The organism is Acidovorax sp. Root219 (assembly GCF_001428665.1).
Lineage (GTDB): Bacteria > Pseudomonadota > Gammaproteobacteria > Burkholderiales > Burkholderiaceae_C > Acidovorax.
The window spans coordinates 2,614-14,547 of record NZ_LMIJ01000022.1 but is presented as its reverse complement, the minus strand read 5'-3'; the positions used below and the strand labels follow the sequence as shown (position 1 = coordinate 14,547).

The 11,934-nt window shown below is 67.4% G+C and carries 14 protein-coding genes and 1 pseudogene; 7 read left to right on the top strand and 8 right to left on the bottom strand.

The genetic code is table 11. The features are described from left to right. The first annotated feature begins 266 nt into the window (after positions 1–266). Together ASE28_RS20485 and ASE28_RS20480 are read left to right on the top strand one after the other, a co-directional pair. The gene (locus ASE28_RS20485; RefSeq protein ID WP_157422076.1) at positions 267–596 is read left to right on the top strand and encodes a hypothetical protein; all 330 of its coding nucleotides are present in this window, start codon (positions 267–269) and stop codon (positions 594–596) included. A 4-nt stretch (positions 597–600) separates the two neighbouring features. Further along, positions 601–1,476, top strand: coding sequence for an alpha/beta fold hydrolase (locus ASE28_RS20480; RefSeq protein ID WP_057268280.1), 876 nt, complete (start codon positions 601–603; stop codon positions 1,474–1,476). Between the two features lie 42 nt (positions 1,477–1,518). Here ASE28_RS20480 and ASE28_RS20475 read toward each other — a convergent pair whose 3' ends face one another. Further along, positions 1,519–2,427: a LysR family transcriptional regulator gene (locus ASE28_RS20475; protein WP_057268279.1), complete on the bottom strand. Its 909-nt coding sequence runs from the start codon at positions 2,425–2,427 to the stop codon at positions 1,519–1,521. A gap of 101 nt (positions 2,428–2,528) precedes the next feature. Here ASE28_RS20475 and ASE28_RS20470 point away from each other — a divergent pair, with 101 nt between their 5' ends. The 3 genes from ASE28_RS20470 to ASE28_RS20460 all read left to right on the top strand — a co-directional run bounded on the left by ASE28_RS20470 (position 2,529) and on the right by ASE28_RS20460 (position 5,362). After that, positions 2,529–3,404, top strand: a complete 876-nt coding sequence (locus ASE28_RS20470; protein WP_057268278.1) for an SDR family oxidoreductase — start codon at positions 2,529–2,531, stop codon at positions 3,402–3,404. Between the two features lie 51 nt (positions 3,405–3,455). Beyond that, positions 3,456–3,944 carry an AtaL-like protein gene (locus tag ASE28_RS20465; RefSeq protein WP_057268277.1) on the top strand — a complete coding sequence of 163 codons (489 nt, stop codon included), beginning with the start codon at positions 3,456–3,458 and terminating at the stop codon, positions 3,942–3,944. 317 nt (positions 3,945–4,261) lie between these two features. After that, complete coding sequence (locus ASE28_RS20460) at positions 4,262–5,362, top strand: hypothetical protein (protein WP_057268276.1); 1,101 nt, start codon at positions 4,262–4,264, stop codon at positions 5,360–5,362. 175 nt (positions 5,363–5,537) lie between these two features. Here ASE28_RS20460 and ASE28_RS32255 read toward each other — a convergent pair whose 3' ends face one another. The 5 genes from ASE28_RS32255 to ASE28_RS20440 form a co-directional block, all read right to left on the bottom strand. Beyond that, a complete protein-coding gene (locus tag ASE28_RS32255; RefSeq protein ID WP_157422075.1) occupies positions 5,538–5,702 on the bottom strand; it encodes a hypothetical protein in 165 nt (54 codons plus the stop codon). Continuing rightward, positions 5,699–6,229: a DUF1579 domain-containing protein gene (locus ASE28_RS20455; RefSeq protein WP_057268275.1), complete on the bottom strand. Its 531-nt coding sequence runs from the start codon at positions 6,227–6,229 to the stop codon at positions 5,699–5,701. Before ASE28_RS20455 ends, ASE28_RS32255 begins: the two co-directional genes overlap by 4 nt. 45 nt (positions 6,230–6,274) lie before the next feature. After that, entirely contained in the window at positions 6,275–6,580 is a 306-nt protein-coding gene (locus ASE28_RS20450; protein WP_057268274.1) for a hypothetical protein, read from the bottom strand. Positions 6,581–6,896: 316 nt separating this feature from the next. After that, entirely contained in the window at positions 6,897–7,871 is a 975-nt protein-coding gene (locus tag ASE28_RS20445) for a magnesium and cobalt transport protein CorA (RefSeq protein WP_057268273.1), read from the bottom strand. An 86-nt stretch (positions 7,872–7,957) separates the two neighbouring features. Then, positions 7,958–8,899: a TIGR03571 family LLM class oxidoreductase gene (locus tag ASE28_RS20440; protein WP_057268272.1), complete on the bottom strand. Its 942-nt coding sequence runs from the start codon at positions 8,897–8,899 to the stop codon at positions 7,958–7,960. 207 nt (positions 8,900–9,106) lie between these two features. Here ASE28_RS20440 and ASE28_RS20435 point away from each other — a divergent pair, with 207 nt between their 5' ends. Both ASE28_RS20435 and ASE28_RS20430 read left to right on the top strand, forming a co-directional pair. Continuing rightward, positions 9,107–9,601, top strand: coding sequence for a ferritin-like domain-containing protein (locus tag ASE28_RS20435; protein WP_057268271.1), 495 nt, complete (start codon positions 9,107–9,109; stop codon positions 9,599–9,601). A gap of 14 nt (positions 9,602–9,615) precedes the next feature. Continuing rightward, entirely contained in the window at positions 9,616–10,260 is a 645-nt protein-coding gene (locus ASE28_RS20430; RefSeq protein WP_082608184.1) for a DNA-3-methyladenine glycosylase, read from the top strand. 16 nt (positions 10,261–10,276) lie between these two features. Here ASE28_RS20430 and ASE28_RS20425 read toward each other — a convergent pair whose 3' ends face one another. Next, positions 10,277–11,311, bottom strand: a complete 1,035-nt coding sequence (locus ASE28_RS20425; RefSeq protein WP_057268270.1) for a patatin-like phospholipase family protein — start codon at positions 11,309–11,311, stop codon at positions 10,277–10,279. A 211-nt stretch (positions 11,312–11,522) separates the two neighbouring features. Beyond that, a pseudogene (locus ASE28_RS33155) lies at positions 11,523–11,913 on the bottom strand (methyl-accepting chemotaxis protein); the annotation flags it as partial. Between the last annotated feature and the right edge of the window lie 21 nt (positions 11,914–11,934).

Sequence of the window (11,934 nt, the reverse complement as noted above, 5' to 3'; positions counted from 1 at the left end):
TGGACGCAATCTACGATGTCGGAGACCGGCCGCCTATCCAGGGCGCGGCGACCATGATGTCTATCCACGTACAGCACGAGCGGGACGAGCACACCTGCAAGGGAAAAATAGTGCATGGGTTTCAAGCCTGACCTCCTGGTGTTGTGGCCGCCAGCCCCGGAGGCGGATGGCGACGATTGCCTATGGCGGCCATTGTGCATCGCCGGCCGTCGTGCCCATCGTTCGCTCGGGTGTACACCCGTCGAGCGCGTGGCTCCCTGCGAAGAATGGGGGATGGACACGCGTCAGCCGCTGTGGACCTGGGCAACGGCACCTCGGTCAACACGGACAAGCCGGTCAACATCGGCGCCGGCTTCACCCAGGTCGCCGTGGGCAGCCGCTACATGGTGGCCCTCAAGGCGGACGGCAGCCTGTGGATGTGGGGCCACGCGCTCTTGAAGAACAAGGTGTTCTACGAGACCTCGCCAGTGCAGATCGGCAGCGGTTTTTCGCAGCTGCTGACGTCCGACACCGCGGCAAAGGCAGGCGGAACGGCCTGGTTCTGGGGCGATTCCAATGCCCGCCTTGCACCCCAAAACACCGGCGTGTCAGAATGAAAGGATGAGCACTTCGACCTCTTCATTTCTCTCCAACGCAGACGGCACCAAGGTCGCGACCTACACCTGGGCCGACATCGCTGGACGCCCCACCGGTGTGGTGCAGATTGCCCACGGACTTGCCGAGCATGGTGAACGCTACGACCGCTTTGCAAGGCAGCTCAATGCCGCGGGGTTTGTGGTCCACGCGGTCGATCATCGTGGACACGGGCGTACCGGCGGTGCTCGGCTGGGCGATTTCGGCAGCGCTGGTTTCAGCGGGCTGATTGCCGATGTGGCCCAGTATGGATCGGCACTGCGTGCGCAGCATGTCGGCCTTCCGGTGTTTCTGTTGGCCCATTCGATGGGTTCGTTTGCAGCGCAAGCGGCGATCCTGGACCACGCATCGACATGGGCCGGTGTCATTCTCTCCGGCTCCACCGCGCTCGACGCGCTGGCCGCTGCCATGGCCAATGCGCCCGCCGATGCGCCGGCGGGGCTCGCGGCATTCAATGCAGGCTTTGAGCACCGTACCGGGTACGAATGGCTTTCACGGGACGAGGCGGAGGTCGATGCCTATGTGGCCGACCCCTGGTGCGGGTGGGAGGTACCGGGCGATGTGATCCCCTCGCTGTTCGCCCCCGCGTCCCGGCTGGCGGACCCGGCGCTGCTGGCGGGCATCCGCAGTGACCTGCCCATCCTGATTGCCTCTGGCGACGTCGATCCGCTGGCCGGTAGCGGTGCACTGATTCAGCTGCTGGGCCAGCGCTACCGTGATGCAGGCATAGCGGACGTGACCGTCAAGTTGTACCCCGCAGCGCGCCACGAAATCCTCAATGAGACAAATCGCGACGAGGTGACTGCCGATATGGTCGCCTGGCTGCGTGCCCACGCGGCATAGCCTGCAGCCGCTGGCACGCTGGTCTTTGCAAGCCCTGCCATCTCACGCGATGTAGGCCGCCAGCTCCTGCGGTGTGCCTTGCGGAAACGCCTCCTTCAACAGGTCCAGAAAGGCCGATACGCGCGGGCTCAGCAGCCGGCGCGAGGGGTAGAGCGCCCACAGCGCGATCTCCGGGCTCGGCACCTCGCCCCACTGCACCAGGGTGCTGGCCGCCAGGTCGTTCAGCACCAGCGACAGGGGCAGGCATGCGGCGCCCACCTGGGCGCGCACGGCATCGCGCACCATGAACAGCGAGGACAGGTGCAGCACGGGTTGCACCGCCAGACGCTTTGGTTTGCCCTTGGCGTCGGTCAGGTCCCAGGTGGTGGCAGGGGCGGCGGCGTCCGCGCCTGCGCCCCCACGCAGCACGGCCGGGACAGGGGTGGCGCCCGATGGCCGGCCGAGCTCGGGGCTGGCAACGACCACGATGCGGTCGCGCATGAAGATGCGCCCGACCAGGCGTTCGTCCGGGTCGGGGTTGACGCGGATCACCAGGTCGTAACCTTCTTCCACCATGTCCACCGGCCGGTCTTCGGTCGTCACCTCCAGGCGCACCTCGCGGTGCTGCAGGGCAAAGCGGGCGGCCAGCTTGCCCATGGCGGCCTGCGAAAAGAGCAGGGGCGCGCTCACCCGCAGCCGCCCGCGCGGCGCGCCGCCGCCGCTGGCGATGGCGGTGGTGCTCTCGTCGAGCTGGGCGAGCAGCACCGAGGTCTTCTCGTACAGCGCGCGCCCCTCTTCGGTGAGCTTGAGCACGCGCGGCCCGCGCTCGAACAGGCGCAGGTTCAGGCCGCTTTCCAGGTCGGCCACCCGGCGCGACAGGGTGGCCTTGGGCCGGCCCGATTCGCGCGCGGCGCGGCCAAAGCCGCCATGCCGGGCCACCAGCGTGAAGTCGGCCAATGCGAGCAGATCCATGTGTTCCACCAGTGAGACGCAAAGTCTAAATATAACGGCTATCGGACATCAGGCGGAACAAAGAAGATCAGGGCTCCTTCAACATGCAACGGAGCATTTCCATGACCATCCTCATCACCGGCGCCACGGGCAACGTAGGCCGCCAGGTCGTCAACCAACTCGTGAACCGCGGCGCCGAACTACGCGCTTTGGTGCGCGACCCCGCCCGGGCGAACCTGCCGGCGGGCGTGCAAACGGTGCAGGGCGACCTGCTCGACGTGGACGCGCTGCGGCGCGCTTTCGAGGGCGTCTCCACGCTGTTTCTGCTCAACGCCGTGGTGCCCGACGAGTTCACGCAGGCGCTGCTGGCGCTGAACCTGGCCCGCGAGGCGGGCATAAAGCGCGTGGTTTACCTGTCGGTGATCCACAGCGACCGCTACCTGAACGTGCCGCACTTCGCGGGCAAGTTCGGGGTGGAGCGCATGCTGGAGCAGATGGGCTTTGGCGCCACCATCCTGCGGCCGGCCTACTTCATGGACAACGACCACAGCATCAAGGACGTGGTGCGCAACTACGGTGTCTACCCCATGCCCATCGGCAACAAGGGCCTGGCCATGGTGGACGTGCGCGACATCGCCGAGGTCGCCGCCATCGAGCTGCTGCGCCGCGAGCGTGCGAGCGAGCCGCTGCCGCTGGCGCGCATCAACCTGGTGGGCCCCGACACGCTGACCGGCGACGCGGTAGCCGCCCTCTGGTCCGCCGCGCTGGGCCGCACCGTGGCCTATGGCGGTGACGACACCGCCGGCTTCGAGACCAACCTGCGCAACGCCATGCCGCAATGGATGGCCTACGACATGCGCCTGATGGCCGAGCGCTTCATCACCGACGGCATGGTGCCCGAGGCGGGCGACGTGGAGCGCCTGGTGCAGCTGCTGGGCCGCCCGCTGCATTCGTACCGCGACTTTGTGCACGCCGTTGCCAATGCCACTGCGGCTTGAGCGCCGCGCAGTGACCCCTCCAAAAAGCAACATCACCGAAAGGAAACCACCGTGATCTATTCCACCGCCACCGTCTCCGTCAACCCACAGGGCGAAGTGCCGCTCACCCGCGCCCAGGCCTGGGCGGGCCTGGTGCTCAAGGCCCGCGATGCTCGGCTTTTTCTGCCGCCGAATTTGTGCACCCACTGCGAGGTGGTGCAGGACAGCGGCACCCATATCGTGCGCGAGGCCACCATCGCGGGTCAGGATGTGCGTGAGATCATCGCCTTCGAGCCCTTGAGCAAGGTCACCTTCTTCCAGGCCAGCGGCCCGCGCGAAGGCGCCATTGTCAACGAGCTGTTCGAGGACGAACACGGGCAGCTGCAGCTGCGCTTTTACGGCTACCTGGGCCTGCGCGACAAGCAGCCCGGCGGCCCCGAAGAGCAGGCGGAGCAGGCCTGGATGGACGGCGACAAGGGCTACCGCAGCGCGCTGCTCTCGACGCTGCAACGCACCCGCGAATTGCTCGCGCAAGGCCGGCTGGCTGAGGGCGTGGTGTGATGGCTGGGCTGGCCTGCACAATGGTCTTGCCAACCACCATCACCCGCTCCACCTCGTCGCCGGTTGCCGAGAGAACCAGGGGCATGAAGGGATCGTAGCTGACCCCTATCATTGCCACAGGAGAGGACTGGCTTTGTGCCGGGGAGTGCGAGGGACGCCATCGGGATGGGGGATGTTTCGGGTGCGCCGCATGGGCCTGCGCCCATGCTGGCAGCCGGGGGGCGCCAGGCATTCCAGCCCCATCGGCCCGATGTCACCCCGGCCCTGCGGGCAGCGACCCTCGGGAGATCGTCAACAGGTTTTGAGAAAGCACACCGATGACCTACGTCGTTCACATCTGGGAGCATCACCCCAGCCCACAAACCTGGGCCGAGGCCGACGCCCTGCAGGCCCGGCTGGACTGCCAGCCCGCGCCACCGAACCCCAAGTTCGCGGCACTTGCGGCCGGGCTGGTTCAGGCCTTTCCGCACCGGCGCGATGGGCAAACCCGATCGCCCTGGATCGAGGGGGCGCCGGACGGGCGGGTTGATCACGCGAGTTGGGCGCTGGGCGTGGACACCGACCTGATGGATCGGGTGCTGCCCGTGCTGGTCAACCAGGCCCTGGCCCTGGGCCTGACGGTCTACGACGGCCAGACGGGCGAGGTTTTTCTGCCAGGCAACTGGTGCCTGACCCCCGAGGGGCGCACGCCCGTGAACTGGCCAGAGCCCGCAGTGGAGCCGGTCGCCGCAGCCGGCCTGGATGCCGGGCGTTCGTACCTCGAAGGGCGGGTGCGTGCCCTGGTGCTGCCCCACTTTGCGCCCAGCGGCTTTCAGCTTTGCTGGCGCACCGGCCTGCAGACCCACGACGCACTGGCCATGGTGCGTGACACGGCGCTGGGGCAGCAGCGCATCGAGATGACGCCGCAGTCCTGGTCAGAGCAGCACTGGGACCTGTGGATGTCGTGCGAGATCGAACCCCGTCTGCCCCCCGATCTGGCGAAGTGGTGCGAGCCCCAGCACACCATCCCCCTTGCGCGCACGCAATGGCCGGAGCTGGCCGCGTTTCGCCGGCGGGACGAACAGAAGCCCTACGAGCCGAGCTTTCGCTGCATGGGGCCGCATGCGCTGGACCAGTTTCTGGGCCTGTACACACAGTGGGCCGTGCGGGAGCTGCTGCCGCTGCTCGATGGCTGCGCAGACCTGGCGGGCTACCTGCGCCTGGATGGCCGCGAGGCCAGCCCGGAGGTCTTTTTGCAGGCAGCGGTCGCCGGCCTGGCGCTGGCGCATTGTGCGGGTGACCCCGCGCTGGCCGAGCGCGCGCAGCGCTATGGCCAGCAGCGCGTGCCCAACCCGCGCCCGGAGCTGTTCCACCGCCGCCTTGGTGGCCTGGCCGGGTTTGCGCAGTACTTCGGCATGCAGGCGCAGGCTCCACGGTAAGCGGTGGAAACGGTGGGGTCAGGCCCAGAGGGCCGGCCGGTGATCTGCAGCGCATCAGGAGCCTGCAGGGTGACAGCGTCCAGGCGATGTTCGGCACCAGACCCGGTGGCACCGCTTGAGCAGCGCGGTTTCATGGAAAGTCGCCGCCAGGCAGAGGGACACTCAGCGCCAATCCTCAGCGCTCGGTATCGTTGCCCTTTTTGCCGGTGATGGCCGAGACGATCATCTCCACCACAAGGCACAGGAAGAAGACTACGCCGGCCGCCTCGGGCTGGCCGGCCACGAACAGGGCGAGCGGGACGAGTGCACCTGCGATCAACGGGTAGTGCGTGGGCTTCAAACGCTGTCTCCTGGGTTCGCCTGGTCAGCGGCTGGTACGCGGCGGTAGTTCACCTCCACGGCCAGGGCCTCCACGCCATCGGGGGTGATGTTGTACATGCGCAGGTCCAGGGTGTCGTCGTCGGGCTGCTCGATCGCCGTGCGCCAGCCCCAGCGCGGGCCGCCCTGGCCGTCGGCGTAGCTGCCCAGCACCGACAGGCGCGGGTCGCCGCTGGCGCCGGTGCTGTACATGAGGGCGGTGCCGGTACCAAAGCTCTCGGCCCAGGCCGATTCGTAGCGGTGTTCGTCCAGGTGGTGCGCGATCAGGGCCACGCCCTCCATCGGCTCGCCATTGCAGTGGCCCGAGTATTCGTGCAGCAGCACGCGCCCACCGAGCAGCACGCGGATGCTGCCGCGCTGCACCGTGTCGTCCGCTGGCTCGCCGGGCGCGAACCAGAGGCGAAAGCGGCCTTGCCACTGCCCGGCCATGCGCGCCAGTTGCGCGTGCACGCCGTCGGCCCGTGATGCTTCGAATTCCTTGCGGCCCATGGTGATTGGCTCCGTGGATGGGGGGCGGCGCAGTTGTCGCCCAGGTTAATTGCGCGGCAGCTCCCGCACCTCCACCGTGCCGCCGGCTTCGTACACGGGGTTGCCTGCGAGAAACTGCTCCTTGGCTGCCTGCAGGCTGGCCGCCCGCACGCGGATGAAGCCGTTGGGCCCGCCGGTGGCGGCCTGGCCGGGCTGGTTCTTGCGCACGCGCTCGCCGGGGCCGATGGCGCTGCCGCCATCGAACTGGCCGGTGCTGCGCAGGTGGCTGAGGTACTGTCCCCAGCGCTCGGGGTCATCGGCGGCCTGGGTGTCGGGCGCGTCGGTGTGCATGAGCAGTATGTATTCGTTCATCGGAGGTTCGGTCGCGGCGCAAAAACGTCTACCGACAGCTGCTGCATGCCGCCCACCAGAGCCACCAGTGGCTCGGTGCTGACGGGCACCCGCGGCGCGCGCAAGGCAGTGTGTGCCAGTGGCATGGATGAAGGGCTCCCGAAGATTCTGTTTTTTGCTGTTCGCGCAGCCAGTCCAGGGGCTTGAAGGCATGAACCGGCAGAGTCAAGGATGCCGGATTGTGCTGCGCCGGTCGAGCATCCGAGCGCAACAAAATGTTGGCAGCCGAAGGCCGCCGCCAGCGAGGCCTGGTGCAATGCGTTTCACAGTTCAAGAGTCACAGCCATCCAGCCTTTCGAAACCGGTAGTAGACATAGGAGCACACGCTCACGATGAGCAGCAGCGCAGCCGGGTAGCCGTAGCGCCATTTCAGCTCGGGCATGTGCTCGAAGTTCATGCCCCACACGCCGACAAAGGCAGTGCAGATGGCGAAGATGCCGGCCCACGAGGCCAGGCGTTTGGTGATCTCGTTGTCTTCGATGGTCACCATCGAGAGGTTCACCTGAATCGCCGTGCCGATGGTGTCGCGCATACCCTCGATCAGGCCGTTGATGCGTACCAGGTGATCCACCACGTCACGGAAGTATTCCTGCGACCCCATGCAGATCTGCGGCACCCGGCCGCCGTGCAGCTTGCTGGCGCCTTCCAGCAGGGGCGACACCGCATGCTTGAGCAGCATCACGCGCTGCTTGAGGTGGTAGAGCTGCTCGATGTTGTCGCGGGCGGCCTTCTTGGTGAAGATCTGGTGCTCGATGCGTTCGAGTTCGACTTCGAGGGCATCGATGATGGGGAAGTACCGGTCCACCACGGCGTCCATCAGCGCATAGAGCACGAAGCCGGAGCCATGGCGCAGCAGGTCGGGCTCGTGCTCGCAGCGGTCGCGCACACCGAGAAACCCCTGCTTGCTGCGGTTGCGCACCGAGAGCACGTAGTTGGGGCCGACGAAGACATCGACCTCGCCCGCGCTGAAATGGCCAGGCCGCTCGGGCTCGGGCTCCAGCAGGTGCATCACCACGAACAGGGAGGGGCCGTACTCCTCGACCTTGGGCCGCTGGTGGCCGTGGTGCGCGTCTTCCACCGCCAGCTCGTGCAGGCCGAACTCCTCGCGCATTTCGTTGAGCTCTTCGGGCGTGGCGTCGGCCAGCGCCACCCATACGAAGCAGCCGGGCCGCACGATGTACTCGCTGATATCGGCGACAGGGATATCAGCCAGTTTGGCGCCGTTTTCATAGGCTACGCAGTTGATCAGCATCGGGGCACTCCAGGGGCAGTTGTGGTGGCGGTGGAGGCGATGGTGCCATGGTTCCATGGCGCTCCCGGGCGCGCGCATGCGCGCCGTCACAGGCTGGGCATAACCTGCTCCCCGATCTCGCGCAGCACCTCGGCCGGTGTGCGGCCGCTGCCTTGTGCCAGGTTGAACAGCACATGCCCCACGCCCATGGCCTGCAGGCGCTGCAGGTAGGCGATGAGTTCATTGCGCCCCGTGCGCAGCCCCAGCTCCAGCGGCACGGCGCCGGCTGCCGGATCGGCCAGCAGGTCGAGCTGTACGGATTGCACGAAGGGCTTGCGCTCACCCGCCGCCTTCTGGTCCAGCGCCTGCTGCCACATATGAATACGGCCTTGCTGCCTTGCCTCCTCTCGGTGGTAGCTGGCCCAACCATCGGCATGGGCGGCAGTCCATTGCAGCGACTGCCGGGCCGAGCCGACCACCACCATGGGGATGCGCGCTGCTGGCGGCTGCATGAGGTCGTAGCCGCCTGTTGCCGTCAACAAAGCCTGTCGCTCCTGCGGCTCGGGCGACAGCGCTGCGCGTACCAGTGGCCACCGGTCGCGAAAGGCATCGCCACGCGCTTCCACGTTTTCGCCGAAGGATGCGAATTCCTCGGGCCGGTCGCCCGAGCCCAGCCCCAGGATGAAGCGGCCGTTGCTGATGCGGTCCAGAGACAGCGCTGCCTTGGCCACATGCAGCGGGTGGCGCAGCGGCAACACGATGGCCGCTGCGCCGATGGCGATGCGGCGCGTGGAAGAGGCGAGCGCTGCCAGCCACAGAAAGGGGTCGTCGAGCGCACTCGCGGTGTTGTCGCTGCCCTGGGGAATCATCAGCGGCACATCGCGCGCCCATAGGGCCGCGAAGCCGAGTTCGTCGGCCAGCGCGGCCAGGCGGGGGGTCTCCTGGATATCGGCCATGGCGCCAGCGGCGTGGCCGAAGGGCGTCATGAAGCCGAGGGTAAGCCGCCCGGGCTGGAAGACCTGCGCGTGACCGGCGTTGAATGAAGGCATGGGTCTCCCGTGAATCGGTGGCCGGCCACCATGCGATGCGATGGCGCGCGAGGGCTGGCAAAACTGGAGGTCGGCAATGGAACGAGGATAGGGCGATTGCAAGCGCGGCGGCGCCAGGCAGGCTCGCACTTCCACAAGCTGTTGTCTTACGAGCAGCGAAATGATCCGCAATCACCATAGCCCCTTTTCAACCCAAGGAGCATTTTCATGGCCGTAAAAACTGTCGAAGACCTCTTTTTGCACGAGTTGTCGGACACCTACAGTGCCGAGAAGCAGATGACCCGCTCCCTCCCGCAGATGGCGCGCGCAGCGGCCGACCCACAACTGGCTCAGGCGTTTCTCGATCACCTGGAAGAGACCCGGGGCCAGGTGCAGCGCATCGACGAGATCGTGGAGATCCTGAACCTCAAACTCAAGCGCATCAAGTGCGCCGCCATGGAGGGCCTGGTGGAGGAGGGCAAGGACCTGATCGACGAAATCGACAAGGGGCCCGTGCTCGACGTGGCCCTGATCGGTGCGGCGCAGAAGGTGGAGCACTACGAGATCGCCAGCTACAGCACGTTGATCGCTCTGGCTACCAAGCTGGGCTACACGCCGGTACTGCCACTGCTGCAGGCATCGCTGGCCGAAGAGAAGGCCACCGATGACAAGCTGGGCAAGCTTGGCCAGGCAGCGGCCATCGAAGAGGCCGTGCAGGCGTAAGGCCTGGAGATGCCGTGGCGCGTAGCTTGACGGACCTGTCGCCACGCCACCCGCTGGTGGTGGCCGACATCGACTTTGCCGCCCCTGCACACGAGGTGGCGCGCAGGTTGATCGGCATGACGCTGCTGGTGGACGGCGTGGGCGGGTGCATCGTGGAGACCGAGGCCTATGACCAGACAGACCCGGCATCGCACACCTTTGGCGGGCCCACGGTGCGCAATGCGGCCATGTTCGGCCCGCCCGGCCGTGCCTATGTCTACCGCTCGTATGGGCTGCACTGGTGCCTGAATACCGTGTGCCGCGAGGCGGGCCATGGCGCGGGCGTCTTGCTGCGCGCGCTGGAACCCACGCACGGCATCGACACCATGCGCCAGCGCCGTGGCTTGCAGGACGTGCGCTTGCTGTGCGCCGGCCCGGGGCGCCTGGCGCAGGCGCTGGGCATCGATGCGGGGATGAACGGCGTGCCGCTGCACATGCCGCCTTTTGCGCTGCTGCAGGCGGATGCCTTGGCAGCGCAGGAGGGTGCGGACCAGATCGTGGCAGGCCCGCGCATCGGCATTTCCAAAGCGGTGGACGTGCCCTGGCGCTTCGGGCTGAAGGGCTCGCGCTATCTCAGCCGCGCATTTGCTGCGCCACAGGTTCCGCCGGGCAGCGGCTAGCTGGCCAGCCAGCGGCTCAGGACAAAGCCATGTCCCGCTGCTGCGTATGGGGCCTCAGATAGCGCGCGGTGATGTCCGCTGTCGCATGCCGGCCCAGGTGCGCGCCGTGTTCCGTCAACCAGGTATCGCATGCCCTGCGCCCGTCTTGGCGCAGCATCTCGAACAGCACGCGCCCCACGGTGCGCTTGATCGAAGGCTCGGTGGCGAGCAGTCCTGCAGGCTGATCGGGCAGGCTCAGCACATGCATGCGGATGTCGGCGCCCGGCACGTTGCGATTGATGATTTCCAGCGCCCGGAGCTCCGACACCAGGCCATTGACCGACGCCACCTCGTTGATGCGGTTGAGGATGTTCTTGGCAAACAAGGGCGTCTCGGCCCGGTGCAGCGGGGTCAGCTCCACGAGCAGGATGTCCGTGTCCAGCGCATCCTCGTACAGCGGCCACAGCGACGGGTTGGCCGCGTAGCTGCCATCCCAGTAGGATTCGCCGTCGATCTGCACCGCCTGGTAGGACAGCGGCGCGCAGGCGGAGGCAAGTACGGCGTCGATGCTCATGTCCGCCGGGCCGAACACGCGGCCGCTGCCACTTTGCACGTGCAGGGCGTTGACGAAGAGTTTCGGCGCGGTGTCGGCCTTGCGCAGCAGGTTTTCATCCACCAAGGTGTTCAGGATGTAGCGCAGCGGCGCCATGCCCATGGGGTTGGCCTGGTACGGGGACAGGACGGGCAGGGCGTCGTCCCATAGGCCCATGCCAGGCTTGCGCAGGGGCAGCAGCAGAAGAGTCATCAACGAGCCGGCCTGCGCCACCTGCTCCCACAGCATCGCCAGGTGCTCCTTCGCACCGGTGCGGCCGCCGCGCGCCATGCCGGTGGCCAATGCCGCGCCGTTCAGCGCGCCGGCACTGCTGCCGCTGATGCTGCCGATGTCGATGTCCTCTTCTTCGAGCAGGCGGTCCAGCACGCCCCAGGTGAATGCCCCCTGCGCGCCGCCGCCCTGCAGCGCCAGATTCAGCTGTACCCGCCCGCGCGTCGCTCGCCCTGTGCCTTTTGCCATGGTGGCCCCCCTTGTGAAAAGACCATGGTAGGGGCCGTGCGGCGCCGGCGTGTCAGCCAATGGCCCGATCGGGGGAGGGGCGCACACGATGTGCCAGGCTGCGCAGCGGGGCACTGCATCGCTTCTCTAAAAGCTCTCCCACTCATCATCCCCACCCCCAGCCGCCTTGGCCGGCGCCTTGGGGGCCGCGGCCGCTGCAGCCTTGGGCGCNAGGCCTGGACGCTACGGCCGCCCGCGCCGCCGGTGCCGCCATGGCCACCGGCTTGCGCACCGCCGGGGCCGGTGCAGGGGACGTGCTGCGCTGGCTGCCTGCGCCATCGCCCGCCAGCCTGAACACCGCCACCGCGTTGACCAGCTCGCCCGCCTGGCTGTTCAGGCTGCTGGCCGCTGCGGCCATCTCTTCCACCAGCGCTGCGTTCTGCTGCGTGGCCTGGTCCATCTGCGTGACCGCTTCTCCCACCTGGCCCACCCCTGCACTTTGCTCGCTGCTGGCGGCGCTGATCTCGCCCATGATGTCCGTCACGCGCCGGATGGCTGCCACCACTTCGGTCATGGTGGCCCCGGCCTTGTCCACCAGTTGCGTGCCTTGCTCCACCCGCTCCNACGCTGGCGGTGATCAGGCC